This is a genomic window from Pseudonocardia sp. WMMC193 (genome assembly GCF_021728735.1).
Lineage (GTDB): Bacteria > Actinomycetota > Actinomycetes > Mycobacteriales > Pseudonocardiaceae > Pseudonocardia > Pseudonocardia oroxyli.
In genome coordinates, this window is record NZ_JAKKDO010000003.1 from 401,544 (window position 1) to 417,278 (window position 15,735).

At 74.0% G+C, this 15,735-nt stretch carries 16 protein-coding genes and 1 pseudogene; 8 read left to right on the forward strand and 9 right to left on the reverse strand.

The window, feature by feature from the left end; all coding sequences use genetic code 11:
* Window positions 1-24 precede the first annotated feature (24 nt).
* The gene (locus tag L3X23_RS03240; protein ID WP_237190613.1) at window positions 25-765 is read left to right on the forward strand and encodes an E3 ubiquitin ligase family protein; all 741 of its coding nucleotides are present in this window, start codon (window positions 25-27) and stop codon (window positions 763-765) included.
* 3 nt (window positions 766-768) lie between these two features.
* Here L3X23_RS03240 and L3X23_RS03245 read toward each other — a convergent pair whose 3' ends face one another.
* On the reverse strand, window positions 769-1,644 hold the full coding sequence (locus tag L3X23_RS03245; RefSeq protein WP_237190614.1) for a Sir2 family NAD-dependent protein deacetylase: 876 nt from the start codon (window positions 1,642-1,644) through the stop codon (window positions 769-771).
* A gap of 9 nt (window positions 1,645-1,653) precedes the next feature.
* Window positions 1,654-2,412 carry an enoyl-CoA hydratase family protein gene (locus L3X23_RS03250; RefSeq protein ID WP_237190615.1) on the reverse strand — a complete coding sequence of 253 codons (759 nt, stop codon included), beginning with the start codon at window positions 2,410-2,412 and terminating at the stop codon, window positions 1,654-1,656.
* Window positions 2,413-2,457: 45 nt separating this feature from the next.
* On the opposite strand from L3X23_RS03250, the gene L3X23_RS03255 reads away from it, so the two are divergent.
* Window positions 2,458-3,120 carry a response regulator gene (locus L3X23_RS03255; RefSeq protein ID WP_237190616.1) on the forward strand — a complete coding sequence of 221 codons (663 nt, stop codon included), beginning with the start codon at window positions 2,458-2,460 and terminating at the stop codon, window positions 3,118-3,120.
* On the opposite strand, the gene L3X23_RS03260 is transcribed toward L3X23_RS03255, so the two are convergent.
* Window positions 3,061-3,456, reverse strand: a complete 396-nt coding sequence (locus L3X23_RS03260; protein ID WP_237190617.1) for an MmcQ/YjbR family DNA-binding protein — start codon at window positions 3,454-3,456, stop codon at window positions 3,061-3,063. The two genes, L3X23_RS03255 and L3X23_RS03260, sit on opposite strands and share 60 nt — an antisense overlap.
* A gap of 4 nt (window positions 3,457-3,460) precedes the next feature.
* Complete coding sequence (locus L3X23_RS03265; RefSeq protein WP_237190618.1) at window positions 3,461-3,670, reverse strand: DUF4177 domain-containing protein; 210 nt, start codon at window positions 3,668-3,670, stop codon at window positions 3,461-3,463.
* Between the two features lie 145 nt (window positions 3,671-3,815).
* On the opposite strand from L3X23_RS03265, the gene L3X23_RS03270 reads away from it, so the two are divergent.
* The 3 genes from L3X23_RS03270 (at window position 3,816) to L3X23_RS03280 (ending at window position 7,871) form a co-directional block, all read left to right on the forward strand.
* A complete protein-coding gene (locus tag L3X23_RS03270) occupies window positions 3,816-4,742 on the forward strand; it encodes an alpha/beta hydrolase (protein ID WP_237190619.1) in 927 nt (308 codons plus the stop codon).
* 143 nt (window positions 4,743-4,885) lie between these two features.
* The gene (locus L3X23_RS03275; RefSeq protein ID WP_237190620.1) at window positions 4,886-5,746 is read left to right on the forward strand and encodes an LLM class F420-dependent oxidoreductase; all 861 of its coding nucleotides are present in this window, start codon (window positions 4,886-4,888) and stop codon (window positions 5,744-5,746) included.
* Between the two features lie 274 nt (window positions 5,747-6,020).
* On the forward strand, window positions 6,021-7,871 hold the full coding sequence (locus L3X23_RS03280; protein ID WP_237190621.1) for an FAD/NAD(P)-binding domain-containing protein: 1,851 nt from the start codon (window positions 6,021-6,023) through the stop codon (window positions 7,869-7,871).
* 16 nt (window positions 7,872-7,887) lie between these two features.
* On the opposite strand, the pseudogene L3X23_RS03285 reads toward L3X23_RS03280, so the two are convergent.
* The 4 genes and pseudogenes from L3X23_RS03285 to L3X23_RS03300 all read right to left on the reverse strand — a co-directional run.
* A pseudogene (locus L3X23_RS03285) lies at window positions 7,888-8,559 on the reverse strand (sirohydrochlorin chelatase); the annotation flags it as partial.
* Window positions 8,560-8,642: 83 nt separating this feature from the next.
* Entirely contained in the window at window positions 8,643-9,944 is a 1,302-nt protein-coding gene (locus tag L3X23_RS03290; protein ID WP_237190623.1) for a sulfate adenylyltransferase subunit 1, read from the reverse strand.
* A 2-nt stretch (window positions 9,945-9,946) separates the two neighbouring features.
* Window positions 9,947-10,846, reverse strand: coding sequence for a sulfate adenylyltransferase subunit CysD (gene cysD, locus L3X23_RS03295; RefSeq protein ID WP_237190624.1), 900 nt, complete (start codon window positions 10,844-10,846; stop codon window positions 9,947-9,949).
* Entirely contained in the window at window positions 10,843-11,520 is a 678-nt protein-coding gene (locus tag L3X23_RS03300) for a phosphoadenylyl-sulfate reductase (RefSeq protein WP_255734153.1), read from the reverse strand. The genes cysD and L3X23_RS03300 overlap by 4 nt, the downstream gene beginning before the upstream one ends.
* A gap of 27 nt (window positions 11,521-11,547) precedes the next feature.
* Here L3X23_RS03300 and L3X23_RS35965 point away from each other — a divergent pair, with 27 nt between their 5' ends.
* The gene (locus L3X23_RS35965; RefSeq protein WP_308116861.1) at window positions 11,548-11,670 is read left to right on the forward strand and encodes a hypothetical protein; all 123 of its coding nucleotides are present in this window, start codon (window positions 11,548-11,550) and stop codon (window positions 11,668-11,670) included.
* A gap of 16 nt (window positions 11,671-11,686) precedes the next feature.
* Here the strand turns inward: L3X23_RS35965 and L3X23_RS03310 are convergent, their stop codons facing one another.
* On the reverse strand, window positions 11,687-13,378 hold the full coding sequence (locus L3X23_RS03310) for a nitrite/sulfite reductase (protein WP_237190627.1): 1,692 nt from the start codon (window positions 13,376-13,378) through the stop codon (window positions 11,687-11,689).
* 356 nt (window positions 13,379-13,734) lie between these two features.
* Here L3X23_RS03310 and L3X23_RS03315 point away from each other — a divergent pair, with 356 nt between their 5' ends.
* Window positions 13,735-14,514, forward strand: a complete 780-nt coding sequence (locus L3X23_RS03315; RefSeq protein ID WP_237190628.1) for a hypothetical protein — start codon at window positions 13,735-13,737, stop codon at window positions 14,512-14,514.
* 41 nt (window positions 14,515-14,555) lie between these two features.
* Window positions 14,556-15,713 (forward strand): radical SAM family heme chaperone HemW, encoded by a 1,158-nt coding sequence (hemW, locus tag L3X23_RS03320; RefSeq protein WP_237190629.1) that lies wholly within the window; start codon window positions 14,556-14,558, stop codon window positions 15,711-15,713.
* Window positions 15,714-15,735 lie beyond the last annotated feature (22 nt).

Sequence of the window (15,735 nt, forward strand, 5' to 3'; positions counted from 1 at the left end):
CTGTCCGGTTCGTACCCTTCCCGGGTGATCTCGACCATCCTGTTGATCCTCACCGGAGTGCTGGGACACCTCGCCTACGGGCAGATCAGGCTCGTCGGGGAGAGCCGGACGCGGTGGCTGCGCGGGCTCGAGGCGGCGCCGGTCGAGGTGGCCGAGGTGGTGGCGATGGCCGAGGCCGCGCGACGGGAGGTGGGGCCACACCTGTTCCACCAGGTCGTCGCGGTGACCGGCACGGTCGTCGCCGACCGGACCCGCGAGTCGCCGATCGGAGGGGCCGCGTCCGTCTGGTACCGGGTGGAGACGGTGCGCCGGTACCGGACCGACAAGGGCATCGCCGAGGAGGTGGAGGGGAACCGGCGCGGGCAGGTGCCCTTCACGCTGCGGGCGGACGGCGCCGAGCTGACCGTCGATCCCGTCGACGCGACCGTCGAGGTTCCCGTCGCGGAGATCCGTGAGGAGCGGCCCGACCCGGACGAGGGCCTGCGGATCGGCCCGGTCACGATCGGCTCCCGCACGGTCGGGTACCGGCACACCGAGTGGCGGGTCGAACCGGGGCAGCGGGTCACGGTGTTCGGCGAGGCCCGCGGCGACGCGGACGGCGTGCGTCTCGCGGTCCGCCCCGGCCGGCCACTGACGATCACGAACGTCGAGCGCGCCGACCACGTCCGGGACCAGCACGCGACCAACCGGGCCGCCGTCTCGAAGGCGGTGCTCCACACCCTCGGCGCCCTCGCCGCGTTCGTCGCCTTTCTCCTGGTCGGCTGACGGTCAGGGGGCGAGGTCGCGCCACTCCGGGATCCGGGTGGCGTCCACGGCGGCGCCGTCCGCGCCCGCGAGGGCGGACAGGACCTCGGAGGTGCCGGCGTGGACGCGCAGCACGGCGTGCGGGTCGCCGCGGGTCTCGCCGCGGTTGACGATCACCACCGGCACCCCGTGCTTGGCGGCGTGCTTGACGAAGCGCAGGCCGGACATGACCGTCAGGGACGAGCCCGCCACCAGCAGCGCCCCGCCGCCGACCAGCCCGTCGACCAGGGCGTAGGACCGCTCCACCCGCTCGCGCGGCACGTTCTCGCCGAAGAACACGACGTCCGGCTTCAGGGCGCCGCCGCAGCGCAGGCAGGGGACCAGGCGGAAGTGCTCGGTGCGCTCGAGGAGCACGTCGCCGTCGGGGGCCGTCTCGATCTCCGGGCCGACCGACGCCGCGAACCCGGGATTGGCCTCCTCGAACCGCTCCTGCAGCACCGCCCTCGAGGTGATCTCCTTGCAGGACAGGCAGATCACGTCGGAGATGCGGCCGTGCAGGTCGATCACGTCCCGGCTGCCCGCGTCCTCGTGGAGGCCGTCGACGTTCTGGGTGATCAGGCCGCGCAGCGTGCCGCGCTCCTGCAGCACCGCCAGCGCGCGGTGTCCGGGGTTCGGGGTGGCCCGGCGCATGCGGGCCCAGCCGATGTGGCTGCGCGCCCAGTAGCGGCGCTGGGCCACGGGCCCGGACACGAACTCGCCGTAGGTCATCGGGCGGCGCAGCGGCGAGCCGGGGCCGCGGTAGTCGGGGATGCCGGAGTCGGTGGAGAGCCCGGCCCCGGTCAACGCGACGAGCGGGCGCCCGGCCAGCACGTCGAGAACCCGGTCGAGCTGCGCCTGCACCCACCCAGCTTAGGTCGCCCAGGAGGGCTTGCGCTTCTCGGCGAACGAGCGGATGCCCTCCTGGCCCTCCGCGCCCGCGAAGTAGCGCGCGGACAGGGCGTTCATCTGCGCGAAATCCTCGGACATCGACCCGGGCCGCTCCCGGGTCAGCAGCTGCTTCGCCCCGGCGAGGGCCGAGGGCGCGCCCAGCCGCAGCATGTCCAGGTAGCGCGCCACCTCGGCGTCGACGTCCGCGGCCGCGCGGGTCAGCAGCCCGATCTCCACCGCGCGGGCGGCGTCGAACGTCTCGCCGGTGAGGAAGAGCTCCTGTGCCGCACGGGGACTGAGCCGGGGCAGGACGGTCACCGAGATCACCGCGGGGACCACCCCGATCCGGACCTCCGTGAACGCGAAGGTGGCGCTCTCGGCGGCGACGGCGATGTCGCAGGCCGCCACGATCCCCACCCCGCCCGCGCGGGCCGGACCGTGCAGCTTCGCGACGACGGGGGTCGGCGAGGTCCAGATCGTCTCCAGGATCCGGGGGACCTCGGTGATGCCCTGCTGCTCGGCGCTCGCCCCGCGGCTCTCCTTGAGGTCCATGCCCGCGCAGAACACGGAGCCGGTGTGCGTCAGCACGATCACCCGGGCCGCGGGGTCGGCGATCGCCGCGTCGAGATGGTCGATCAGCTCGCGGCGCAGCTGCGCGGAGAGCGCGTTGCGGTTGGCGGGGGAGTCGAGGGTGAGGGTCGCGACGCCGTCGGCGGTGTCGCGGTGCACGAGCTCGGTCACGCGCCGGAGCGTAACCCGGACCGGGCGCCCGGCGAGCCAGGCCGTGTGGAGATCGCCTCGGTCGTCGTGCAGGGACTCGGCGCGCTGGTCTGGCCCGCCGTCGTCGCCTTCGTGCTGTGGACGTTCCGCACGCCGCTCGGGACGCTGCTGACGAGCGGGACCGTGTCGGTGAAGGCGGGCGGCGTGCAGATCAGCACGGCCGCCCGGGCGGCCGCCGCGACCGCGCTGCAGAGCGCCGCGCAGGACAAGGCGACCCCGCTGGCCCCCGAGGCCGCGCGCTCCCGGGTCGACGCGGACGCGGACGCCCTCGCCGCCCGGCCCACCCCGCCGCGGGTGCTGTGGGTGGACGACCGGCCCAGCGGCAACCGGTTCGAGTGCGCCGCGCTGACCCGGCTCGGCATGGTCGTCGAGCAGGCCGTCTCCACGGACGCCGCGCTGAGCGCGGTCCTGCGGTCCGCGCCGTTCGACGTGATCGTCTCCGACATGGCGCGCCCGGAGTCGCCCACGGCGGGCTACGACCTGCTCGACCGGCTCCGGGCCGACGGGGTCCGGACGCCCTTCGTCGTCTACTCGGGTTCGGCCGACCCGGCCCACGACGACGAGGCGGTGGCCCACGGCGCCCTCGGCAGCACGAACGACCCGGCGGTGCTACTCGAGCTGATCGCCCAGGCCCTGCTCCGCCAGCCACCTCCGGGCGCGGGCGGGTGACGCGCGCGCGAGCCAGGCGTCCTGCACCACCTCGGCCAGCTCCTCCCGGCCGAGCTCGCCCAGCCGGGAGGCGCGGACCAGGACCGACGGGTGCCCGTCGAAGTGCGTGGTGGTGAAGAACGGCTCCTGGGCGAGCAGGGCGAGCTTGTCCTCCTCGCCCGCCACCCAGAACACGATCACGTCGGTGAGCCGCTCGCCGGTCTCCGGGTCCAGGGCGTCCGGCCGAGGGGTCCGGAAGAACACGAACGACTTCCCACCCACCTGGTAGACGCGCTCGTCCCAGATCACGTGCGGCATGGCCCGGGCGAGCTCGTGGACGTCCTCGACGGTGGCCACCGGACTACCCGACGGGCCGTTCGAACGTCACCAGCAGCCCGTCGACCCCACCCGGCCCGACCCGTCCCTTGACGTCCGCGCTCGTGATCGCCTTGAGCTGCCAGCCGTCTTCCGCCTCGCTGTTGAGGATCTTCTCCAGCTTGGAGTCGGACAGCTTGCCGCCGATGAGCCCCTCGCGGAGCTGGACCACCTTGTACTCGAAGCGTCGTGCCATGCCCCGAGCATGCCGCAGATCGGGGGTACACGGCGGCGCCTGCGGTCGCCAGACTGGGTGTGTCGCCGGCGACGAGGCCGGTGGGGGCGGGTGCCCGGTTCGATCGGGTCGAGCACGTGCTCCCGTTCCTGAGAGGACCCCGCTCATGCCCCTCGACCCCCAGATCCAGGCCCTGCTCGCGCAGCTGGCGGAACAGGGCGCCAAGGCGCCCGAGTCGATGACGGTCGCCGAGAACCGGGCCATGATCGCCGAGTTCGCCGCGTTGGCGGGCCCGCCCGTCGAGCTGCCGACGGTGCAGGACGTCTCCGCCGGGGACGTCCCGGTCCGGATCTACACGCCGCCGGGCTCCGACACGCAGGGGCCGCTGCCGGTCCTCGTCTACTACCACGGCGGCGGCTGGGTCATCGGCGACCTGGACAGCCACGACGGGCTGTGCCGGTCGATCGCCGCCCGGTCCGGGGCGCTGGTGGTCGCCGTCGACTACCGGCTGGCGCCCGAGCACCGCTTCCCGGCCGCGGTCGACGACTCCTTCGCGGCCCTGACCTGGGTCGCCGAGAAGATCGGCGACTACGGCGGCGACCCGACCAGGCTCGCCGTGGGCGGGGACTCGGCGGGGGGCAACCTGTCGGCGGTCGTGGCCCAGCTGGCGAAGCAGCGCGGCGGTCCCGTGCTGCGGTTCCAGCTGCTCGTCTACCCGGCCGTGGACCGCTTCGACGACAGCCCCTCGATGACCGAGAACGCCCTCGGCCCGCTGCTGTCCCGGGCGTGGATCGAGTGGTTCCTGGGCTGCTACCTCAGCTCGCCCGACGAGGGTCTCGACCCGCGCGTCTCGCCCGCGCTGACCGAGGACCTCTCCGGCCTGCCGCCCGCGTTGGTGATCACCGCGGAGTTCGACCCGCTGCGTGACCAGGGCGCCGCGTACGCGGGGAGGCTGCGGCGGGCGGGGGTCGACGCGACCCTGCTGCCCGTCGACGGCATGATCCACGGCTTCCTCCAGATGGGCGGGGTCGTCGACAGGGCGCGCGAGATCGTCGACCAGGCCGCGGACGCCGTGCGGGCCGCCCTGCGCTGACGCGCCCGTGCGTGGCGAGTGGTGCCAGAGCACCACTCGCCACGCACGACCTCGACCGGAGTGGGTGAGCGGCGGTCGGGCCGCGACCGCGGGGGAGGAGTACGGTCGTAAACGGAGGACATTCCGATTACGAGGAGCAGACGGTGAAACTCGGAGTCCACATCGCAGACTTCACCTATCCCAGCGGGCCCGCGGGCCTGGCCGACGACCTCACCCGGATCGCGGTCGCGGCCGAGGAGGAGGGCTTCGCGCGGGTCAGCGTGATGGACCACGTGTTCCAGATCGGGCCGGTCGGGCCGATCGAGAACGACATGCTCGAGGCGTACACGGCGCTGGGCTACCTGGCCGCCCGCACCGAGCGCGTCCAGCTGCTGGCCTGGGTCACCGCGGTGACCTACCGCGACCCCGGGCTCCTGGCGAAGATCGTCACGACGCTCGACGTCCTGTCGAAGGGCCGGGCGATGCTCGGCATCGGCGCGGCGTGGAACGAGGAGGAGTCCACGGGCCTCGGCCTGTTCTTCCCGCCGACGAAGGAGCGCTTCGAGCGGCTGGAGGAGACGCTGCAGATCTGCCTGCAGATGTGGGGCGAGGACGAGGGCCCCTACCGCGGCACGCACTACTCGCTCGACCGCACCATGAACTCGCCGCAGGCGCTGTCCCGCCCGCACCCGCCGATCCTGATCGGGGGCGGCGGCGAGCAGAAGACGCTGCGCCTCGTCGCGCAGTACGCGCAGGCCTGCAACCTGTTCGCGGGCCCGGAGCTGTCGCACAAGCTCGACGTGCTCAAGCAGCGTTGCGACGAGGTCGGCCGCGACTACGCCGAGATCGAGAAGACGGTCATGTACCGCTTCGACGCGACCAACCCGTCCGGCATCGTCGAGGACCTGAAGGGCCTGGCCAAGCTGGGTGTGCAGCACGTGCACGGCATGATCGCGAACGTCCACGAGATCGAGCCCCTGCGGGTGCTCGGCCGCGAGGTCGTCCCGGCGGCGGCCGAGCTCTGACCTCGTGAGCGGCGATAGTCGCCGGAGCGACTATCGCCGCGCACGGGTGGGGTGGGTCGGGCTGCGGCGGCGACCGTCTCCGGCGTCCCGACGAGCACGAGGTGACCGCGGCCGCAAGGGAATGCGTCGAGGGGGTCACGGCGCTACCGTCAGAGGATGGACAAGGCACGCTCGACCTGGCCGGCGCTGCGCCGCCACGTCGACCTGTGCCGTACCGCCGCCGCGCTCTAGTCCCCGTCCGTCTCCCGTCAGCCCTTCGGAGAGAGGACGTCCTGTGGCAACCATCGCGATCATCGGCGCCGGCCCGCGCGGGGTCGGGATCCTGGAGCGGATCTCGGCCAGCGCGCCCGAGCTGCTGACCGGCACGCTCGAGGTCCACCTGGTCGACCCGCACCCGGCGGGTGCCGGGCGGATCTGGCGGGACGCGCAGTCGCCGCTGCTCGCGATGAACTCCATGGCCGCGGACGTCACCATGTGGACGGACGACTCGGTGGTCTGTGACGGGCCGATCGTGCCCGGCCCGTCGTTCTGGGACTGGGCGCAGGCGGGGCCGGACGTCACCGGCTGGCCCGCGGACATGGTGGCCGAGCTGCGCGCCGTCACGCCGGCGACCTTCCCGAGCAGGCGACTGCAGAGCCGGTACCTGACCGGGGTGCTGCGAGACGTCGTCGCGGGGCTCCCGCCCCAGGTCACGGTGCACGTGCACCCCGTCGCCGCGACCGGGCTCACCGACCGGGGGGACCGGCAGGTGGTCACCCTCGACGGGGAGCCCCCGCTGACCGTCGACGCCGTGGTGCTCGCCTCGGGCCACCTGGACGCCACCCCGGCTCCGGCCGAGCGGGCGCTGCTGGCGCAGGCGCGCGAGCGCGGGCTGCGCTACATCCCGCCGGAGCAGACCACGGACACGGACCTGTCGATCGTCGAGCCGGGGGAGACGGTGCTCGCGCGGGGTCTGGGCCTCGCCTTCGTCGACCTCGTGGTGCTGCTGTTCGAGGGCCGCGGCGGGCGCTTCGAGAACGGCCGGTACGTGCCGTCCGGGCGGGAGCCGGTGCTGGTCGCGGGGTCGCCGCGCGGGGCGCCCTACCACGCCAAGCCCGAGTACGGGCTGCGTGCGGGCCGCCCGCCGACGCCGCACTTCCTGACCCCGGCGGTCACCGACGCGCTGCCCCGCCCGCTGGACGTCGCCCGCGACCTGTTCCCGCTGATGGCCAAGGAGATCGCCTTCGGCTGGTACCACGAGCTGGTCAACGGCCACCCCGAGCTGGTCACGGTGTCCTGGGCGGAGTTCCTCGCCCGTTTCACCGAGCTGACGTGGGGCAGCACCGAGATGGCGGAGTTCCTCGCCGCCGCGGTGCCGGACCCGGTGGACCGCATCGACTTCGCCGCGTTGAACTCGCCGTTCGCGGGCCTCGAAGCGGAGTCGCTCGCGGCGCTGCAGCCGAAGGTCCGCGCGCGCATCGCCGAGGACCTCCGACAGCACCGGGACGAGCGGCACACCCCGCACCTGGGCGCGTTCACCGCCATGCTCAGCGTCTACGGCGAGCTCATGCGCGTGCAGCCGGAGGTCGCGCCGGAGTCGGTGACCCGGGACGTGCCGCGGTGGCAGAGCTTCTTCAACTCGGTCGCCTCCGGCCCGCCCGGGTTCCGCGTGGAGCAGATCCTGGCCCTGTCCGAGGCCGGGTACCTGCGCTTCCTCGGCCCCGGCATGGAGGTCACGATCGACGACGCCGGGTTCCGCGCCACCAGCGCGGCCGTCCCGGACGAGGTGCGCTCGACCGTCCTGATCGACGCCCGCCTGGCCGATCCCAGCCTCGACCGCACCGCGGACCCGCTGCTGGCGGGCCTGCTCGCGGCGGGTGGCGCGCGCGAGCAGGTGCTGGTCGCCGCGGACGGCACCGAGCTGCGGCGCACCGGGCTGCTGGAGGTCCGGCCGCGCGACGGCGCGGTGCTGGACGCCGCGGGCGTGCCCCACGAGCGCCGGTTCGCGGTGGGTCCGCACACCACGGTCAAGGCCGCGGGGGCCTTCACCCGCCCCGGGATGAACGCCCAGAGCCTGCGCTACAACGACGCCGTGGCCCGCGCCGTGCTGCGGGCGGTGGCGCAGACCGCCACCGCGGCCGCGTAGCCCCGCTCGGACCGGCTCAGGCGGCCGTCCGGAGGGCGTGCGCGGCGAACCGCTCCAGCACCAGCTCCGCGATCCGCGGGTCCGGGCCCAGCGGATCCGCGACCGGCACGTCGTCCCCCGCCTGGGCGTGGACCCGGTCCAGCAGGCGCCCGGCGGCGAGGAACCAGGACGCGACGACGACCCGCTCGGCCCCGCGCGCCCGCAGGCTCGCGATCGCCTCGGGGACCCGCGGCTCGGCCGTCGCGAACGCCGCGACGCCGCCCAGCCGGGCGGCCAACCGGTGCACGACGGCGTTGGCCGCGGGGTGGCTCGATCCGGTCCCCGCGAGCACGATCCCCAGACCCGGGTCCCCGGGGGCGACCCCGAGGGCGGCGAGCCGGTCCGTCGCCACCGCGAGCAGCCGCGGGTCCGGCCCGAGCACGTCCGCGACCCGCACGTGCGGGAACCCGGCGACGATCCCCGGGATGTCGACGCGGGCGTGGTAGGCCGAGCCCAGCAGCAGCGGCACCACGACGGCGGGCCGGTCCAGGCCGGCGAGCACGTCGGTCACCGAGGGGTGGTCGAAGTCCAGGAACGCAGGCCGCACGTCCAGCCCCGGCGCCCGCCCCCGCACCTCGTCCACGAGCGCCCACACGGTCGTCGCGGAGCGCGGGTCCCGACTCCCGTGCGCGACGGGGACGAGGACGGGCGCGACGTCGGACTCGCGTGTCCGGACCGGGGGACCCGGGTGTACGGAACGGGGGACACGCGAGTCCGGCGGGGGCCGCATGGTCAGGACAGCGCCAGCGGGGTGCCGACGAGGCCCGCGGCCACGGTGTTGCCGCTCGGCGGGTCGATCAGCAGGAAGCTGCCGGTCGCCCGGACGTCCGCGTACTCGTCGACCGGGAGGGCGTCCGCGGTGCGGACGGTGACCCGGCCGATGTCGTTGAGCTCCAACGTCTCGGCGGGCACCTCGGTGAGCGTCTCGGTGTCGAGCCGCGCCTCCGGCGCACCCACCATCACCGGGGTGGTGCGGGTGCCGTGCTTGAGCAGCAGCCGGGCGCCGGGTCGCAGCGGCCGGTCGCCCAGCCAGCACAGCGTGGCGGCGATCTCGGTGGTGACGGTCGGCTCGCTCCCGGTGGCGACGAGCATGTCGCCGCGCGAGATGTCGATGTCGTCCGCCAGCCGGATCGTCACCGACCGGCCCGCCCCCGCGGAGTCCAGCGGCCCGTCCGCGGTGTCCACGTGGGTCACCGTGGTGGCGCGGCCCTCGGGGAGCACCGTGACGGCGTCTCCCGGGCGCACCACGCCGGCGGCGACCTGGCCCGCGTAGCCGCGGTAGTCGTGCAGCTCCCCCCAGCGCGGAGCGTCAGCGGAGCGCGCATCGGCACGACGCGGGCGGATCACGTACTGCACCGGCATGCGGAAGGGCTTGGCCACCTCGGGCCCGACGACGGGGACGGACTCGAGGTGCTCGAGCAGCGTCGGCCCCTCGTACCAGGGGGTGTGCGCGGAGCGGTCGACGACGTTGTCCCCGACGAGCGCGGAGACCGGGATCGTCTGCACGGCGTCGTCGGCGAAGCCCAGCGAGCGGGCCAGCGCGGCGAACTCCTTCGCGATGGTCTGGAGCGTCTCCTCGTCGTACCCGACGAGGTCGATCTTGTTGATCGCGAGGACGACGCGCGGCACCCGCAGCAGCGCGAGCACGGTCGCGTGCCGCCGGGTCTGCTCGACGATCCCGTGGCGGGCGTCGACCAGCAGCACGGCGAGCTCGGCGGTGGACGCGCCGGTCACCGTGTTGCGGGTGTACTGGACGTGCCCGGGGGTGTCCGCGAGCACGAACTCGCGGGTCGGGGTGCTGAAGTACCGGTAGGCGACGTCGATCGTGATGCCCTGCTCGCGCTCGGCGCGCAGGCCGTCCACCAGCAGCGACAGGTCCGGGGTCGACAGCCCCTTGTCGACCGACGCGCGCTGCACCGCCTCGATCTGGTCGGCCAGCACGGACTTGGTGTCGTAGAGCAGCCGCCCGACCAGGGTGGACTTGCCGTCGTCGACCGAGCCTGCCGTCGCGAACCGGAGAAGGTCCTTGCTCATCTCTAGAAGTACCCCTCGCGCTTGCGGTCTTCCATGGCGGCCTCGGACAGGCGGTCGTCCGCGCGGGTGGCGCCGCGCTCGGTGAGCCGCGAGGCGGTGACCTCGGCGATGATCTCGTCCAGCGTGGTGGCCGTGCTCTCGACGGCGCCGGTGCAGGACCCGTCGCCGACCGTCCGGTAGCGGACCGAGAGGTTCTCCACCGTCTCGGTCGGCCGCGGCCCGCCCCACGGGCCCTCGGCCAGCCACATGCCGTCCCGCTGGTAGACCTCGCGACGGTGCGCGTAGTAGATCGACGGCAGCTCGATCTGCTCGCGCTGGATGTAGCGCCAGACGTCCAGCTCGGTCCAGTTGGAGATCGGGAACACCCGGACGTGCTCGCCCGCGGCGTGCCTGCCGTTGTAGAGGTTCCACAGCTCGGGGCGCTGTTTGCGCGGGTCCCAGCGGCCGAACGCGTCCCGGAGCGACATGATCCGCTCCTTGGCGCGCGCCCGCTCCTCGTCCCGGCGCCCGCCGCCGAACACGGCGTCGAACCGGTTCTCGACGATCGCGTCGAGCAGGGGCTGGGTCTGCAGCGGGTTGCGGGTGCCGTCCGCCCGCTCGACCAGCCTGCCGTCGTCGATGTAGTCCTGGACCTTCGCGACCTCGAGCCGCAGGCCCAGGCGCTCGACGATCGTGTCCCGGAAGTCGATGACCTCGTCGAAGTTGTGCCCGGTGTCGACGTGCAGCAGCGGGAACGGCACCGGGGCGGGCGCGAACGCCTTGACGGCGAGGTGCACCAGCAGCGTGGAGTCCTTGCCGCCGGAGAAGAGGATCACCGGGCGGTCGAACTCGCCCGCGACCTCGCGGAAGATGTGGATGGACTCGGATTCGAGCGCGTCGAGCGCGTCCAGGGCGACGGTCATGAGGGGTGCAGCCCGCATTCGATCTTCGAGGTGCCCGCCCAGCGGCCGCTGCGCGGGTCCGCCCCGGGGAGGGGCTTGGCGGTGCAGGGGGCGCAGCCGATGCTGGGGTACCCGGCGTCCACCAGCGGGTTCACCAGGATCTGGTGGTCGGCGATGTACTGCGCCATCTCGTCGTCGCTCCAGGCGGCGATCGGGTTGATCTTCACCAGGTCGAACTTCTCGTCGTAGGTGACGAGCGGGGTGTTCGCCCGGGTGGGCGCCTCGACGCGACGGACACCGGTGACCCAGGCGTCGTACTTCGCGAGGGTGTCGGTCAGCGGGGCGACCTTGCGCAGCGCGCAGCAGCGGTTGGGGTCGCGGGCGAAGAGGTCCTTGCCCTCGCTCGCGTCCTGCTCCGCCACGGTCTGCGCGGGCAGGGCGTTGACCAGGGTCACGTCGTAGACCTGCTCGACGGCGTCCCGCGTCCCGATCGTCTCGGCGAAGTGGTAGCCGGTCTCCAGGAACAGGATCTCGACGCCGGGGCGGGCCCGGGCGGCCAGGTCCACCAGGACGGCGTCCTGCATGTTCGAGGCGACGATCAGCTTCTCGAAGGTCGCCGACGCCCAGGCGAGGACCTCCTCGGCCGTCGCGTTCGGGCCCAGCTCGTCGGCGCCCTGTACGGCCAGCTCACGCAGGCTCACGATGCTCCCTCCGGTACCCCGATGCCCACGAACGTCACCACGAAGGTGCGCAGGCAGGAGGCGCACCACCAGGCGGCACCGGGCACCTTCTCCGAACGCTCGGCGGGGGAGAGATCTTCCTCGCCGCAGTACGGGCAGTGGTAGGGGACGACCCGCGAGCTCACTTGAGGTCCGCCTCCTCCGCGCGCAGCACCCACTGGGCGAACCGCTCGCCCGGCTCGCGCTGGGCGATGTAGTGGCGCACCACGCGCTCGACGTACTCGCCGAGCTCCGCGCTGGTGACCTTGAGGCCGCGCAGCTTGCGGCCGAACCCGGCGTCGAGCCCGAGGCCGCCGCCCAGGTGCACCTGGAAGCCCTCGACGGACTTCTTCTCGGCGTCCTGGACGATCATGCCCTTGAGCCCGATGTCCGCGACCTGGGTGCGCGCGCAGGAGTTGGGGCAGCCGTTGAGGTGGATCGACACCGGGGTGTCGATGTCGCCCTGGATGTCCGCGAGCCGCTCCTCCAGGTCCGCGACCAGCCGGATCGCCCGCTCCTTGGTCTCGACGATGGCGAGCTTGCAGAACTCGATCCCGGTGCACGCCATGGTCGCGCGCCGCCACGGCGACGGGTTCGCCTGCAGGCCCAGCCCGTCCGCCTCGGCGACGAGGGCCTCGACGGCCGTGTCGGGCACGTCGAGCACGACGACCTTCTGCTGGGCGGTCAGCCGCACCCGGCGCGACCCGGCGGACTCGGCGGCCTTGGCCAGCGCGACGAGGATGTCACCGGACACCCGGCCGGACGCGGGCGCGAGGCCGACGTAGTTCAGCCCGTCCTTCTGCTTGTGGACGCCGACGTGGTCGATGGGCCGATCGGGCGTGACGGGGGCGGGCCCGTCGATCAGCTCCCGGCCCAGGTACTCGTCCTGCAGCACCTGACGGAACTTCTCCGCACCCCAGTCGGCGATCAGGAACTTGATGCGGGCGCGGTGGCGCAGCCTGCGGTAGCCGTAGTCCCGGAACAGCCCGCAGACACCCGCCCACACGTCGGGGATCTCGTCGAGCGGGACCCACGCGCCCAGCCGGGTCGCGATCTTGGGGTTGGTGGAGAGGCCGCCGCCGACCCACAGGTCGAAGCCGGGGCCGTGCTCCGGGTGCTCGACGCCGACGAACGAGATGTCGTTGATCTCGTGCGCGACGTCCTGCTCCCACGAGATCGCCGTCTTGAACTTGCGGGGCAGGTTCGAGAACTCCTTCGACCCGATGTAGCGGTCCAGGATGGTGCGGATCGCGGGCTCGGGGTCGATGGGGTGGCTCGCCGAGATGCCGGCCACGGGGGAGCCGAGGATGACGCGCGGGGTGTCGCCGCACGCCTCGGTCGTCAGCAGCCCGACGCCCTCCAGGCGCTGCCAGATCGTCGGCATGCTCTCGACCTCGATCCAGTGGTACTGGATGTTCTGCCGGTCGGTGATGTCCGCGGTGTTCCGCGCGTACTGCTGGGAGATCTCACCCAGCACGCGCAGCTGCTCGGTGGTGAGCGCCCCGCCGTCGCTGCGGACGCGGAGCATGAAGTAGCGGTCGTCGAGCTCCTCGGGCTCGAGGGTGGCCGTGCGGCCGCCGTCGATCCCGGGCCTGCGCTGGGTGTAGAGCCCCCACCAGCGGAACCGCCCGCGCAGGTCGCCCGGGTCGATCGAGTCGAAGCCGCGCTTGGCGTAGATGTTCTCGATGCGTGCGCGGACGTTCAGCCCGTCGTCGTCTCGCTTCGTGCGCTCGTTCGGGGTCAGCGGCTCGCGGTGGCCGAGCTTCCACTGACCTTCGCCGCGCTTGCGCTTCGGCTGCGCGGCAGGTGTCGCGGCAGGTGTCTCCGTAGACATGGTGGGGGGAGCTCCTGAGGGCTCTCGAGGCACGGTGGCGCGACGTTCGGGAGTCGGCCCGCGCCGGGTGACGACGAGGGGCGGTGGGGGACTGCTACCGCCGACAGAGGGCGCTGTTCACCCGGTGCAGGTCCACATGGCGCCGGGCCACGAGGCGCAGGGTGAGCGCAGACATGCCGTTCAGGGTGCCACGCTGTCCGGACGACCCACCACCCCGTGCCCGCATGCTGGGAGTGGATTCACACCCGGACACGGCGAGCGGTCCTGGGCAGACCCCCCGAAGAGCGGCGTGCGCTGGTCCGATCGCTGTGTCAGGGTCTGCCCGACAGGGGGAACGCAGGAGCGGACGGAGCGGCATGGCGCGGCACACACCGGGAGGCGGACGCACGCCCGTCGCCGCGCTGCTGCAGGCCACCGGCGAGCGCGGGACCGCGCGGCGCGGGCTGCTGACCGTGCTCGCGCTCGTGGGGATCCTCGGGATCGGCGGGGCGGCGGGATGGGCGATCGTGGCGCACGAGCGCACCGAGCGGTCTGCTGCGGTGGCGCTGCCCGCCGAGCCGACGGCGTCGCCGGTGATCCCCGTGCCGACGATCACGCCCGCCCCCGTCCCGCCTGCCCCGGCGCCGGAAGGCGACTCCGAGCTCTCCGGCGGTTCGGCAGGGCACGGTCCGGGACTGGTCGCGTCGCACGCCGCGAGCGCTGCCGCGGCGACCGGGTCCGGGGGTGTCGGCCCGGCCGCCGACCCGCTCGCTGACCAGCCTGCCCAGCCCGCGGCCTCACGCGCATCGGCCCCGTCCGAGCCCGCCCCGTCCGAGCCCGCCCCGTCCGAGCCCGCCCCGTCCGGGCCCGCCCCCTCCGAGCCCACTCCCTCCGAGCCCGCCGCCGACCCGCCCGCACCACCGCAGGCGGCGCCGCCCGCCGCGCAGGCCCCGGCGGCCGTACCGGCCGTCCCGACCGAGCCGCCTGCACCCCTGCAGGACCCGGCCGTGGTCGATCCGCGCGCGCTCGGGCCGCAGATCCGGGCCGAGGTCCGTCGTGAGGTGGCGCAGGTCCGGGCCGAGGCGGACCGCCGCCGTCAGGAGGCCCTGGACCTGGCCGCGCAGGCGCGCGCCCGCGCGGGGGCGCTCGGCCGCTGACCGGCCCGCTGCGGGCGGCCGCGGTTCCGTAGCCTGGTGGGGTGAGTCGGCCACCGTTCGGGATCTACGTGCACGTGCCGTTCTGCGCGTCCCGGTGCGGCTACTGCGACTTCAACACCTACACCGCCTCCGAGCTGCAGGGATCCGGGTCCTCGCCGGACACGTGGCTGGAGGCGGTCCGCCGCGAGCTCGCCCGCGCCCGCGCCACCGTGGGCGACCGCCCCGTCGACACCGTGTTCGTCGGCGGCGGCACACCGTCGCTGATCGGCGCCGAACGCCTCGGCGCGGTGCTCGCCACGATCCGGTCCGAGTTCGGCCTCGCGCCGGGCGCCGAGGTCACCACCGAGTCCAACCCGGAGTCGACCTCGCCGGAGTTCTTCGCCGGGCTCGTCGAGGCCGGGTACACCCGCGTGTCGCTGGGCATGCAGTCGGCGGCCCCGCACGTGCTCCGGATCCTCGACCGCCGGCACACACCCGGCCGCGCCGTCGACGCCGCGCGCGAGGCCCGCGCCGCCGGGATCGCGCACGTCAACCTCGACCTGATCTACGCCACACCCGGGGAGACCACGGCGGACCTGCGCGGGTCGGTCGAGGCGGTGCTGTCCGCGGGCGTGGACCACGTGTCGGCGTACTCGCTGATCGTGGAGGACGGCACGGCCATGGCGCGCAAGGTCGCGCGCGGTGAGCTCCCCGCCCCGGACGACGACGTCGCCGCCGAGCGCTACGAGCTCATCGACGACCTGCTCTCCGCGGCGGGCCTGCGGTGGTACGAGGTCTCGAACTGGGCGAGTTCGGCCGAGGCCCGGTGTCGGCACAACCTCGGCTACTGGCTCGACGGGGACTGGTGGGGCGTCGGTCCCGGCGCCCACTCCCACCTGGCCGGGCGCCGCTGGTGGAACGTCAAGCACCCCGCCCGGTACGCCGCCGCCCTGGCCGAGTCCGGCGACCCCGAGGCCGACCACGAGGTGCTCACCCCCACCGAGCAGCACACCGAGCGCGTGATGCTCCGGCTGCGCCTGGCCGAGGGTCTCGACCTGGACCTGCTCGACGCGCCCGCCCGCGCCGAGGCCGGCCGCGCCGCCGCCGCGGGCCTGCTGGAGCTGCGCAGGGGCCGCGCGATCCTCACCCGCCGCGGTCGCCTGCTGGCCGACCGGGTGGTCCAGGACCTGCTCCTCGCGAGCGAGACCGCCCCCGCGTGAGCGGGCTGCGCCGCACCCGATC

Coding starts and splice junctions, on each gene's coding strand:
- L3X23_RS03265 (WP_237190618.1), bottom strand. CDS start 3,670: ATGGCACGACGCTTCGAGTACAAGGTGGTCCAGCTCCGCGAGGGGCTC.
- L3X23_RS03310 (WP_237190627.1), bottom strand. CDS start 13,378: ATGTCTACGGAGACACCTGCCGCGACACCTGCCGCGCAGCCGAAGCGC.
- L3X23_RS03290 (WP_237190623.1), bottom strand. CDS start 9,944: ATGAGCAAGGACCTTCTCCGGTTCGCGACGGCAGGCTCGGTCGACGAC.
- cysD (WP_237190624.1), bottom strand. CDS start 10,846: ATGACCGTCGCCCTGGACGCGCTCGACGCGCTCGAATCCGAGTCCATC.
- L3X23_RS03315 (WP_237190628.1), top strand. CDS start 13,735: ATGGCGCGGCACACACCGGGAGGCGGACGCACGCCCGTCGCCGCGCTG.
- L3X23_RS03270 (WP_237190619.1), top strand. CDS start 3,816: ATGCCCCTCGACCCCCAGATCCAGGCCCTGCTCGCGCAGCTGGCGGAA.
- L3X23_RS35965 (WP_308116861.1), top strand. CDS start 11,548: ATGCCCACGAACGTCACCACGAAGGTGCGCAGGCAGGAGGCGCACCAC.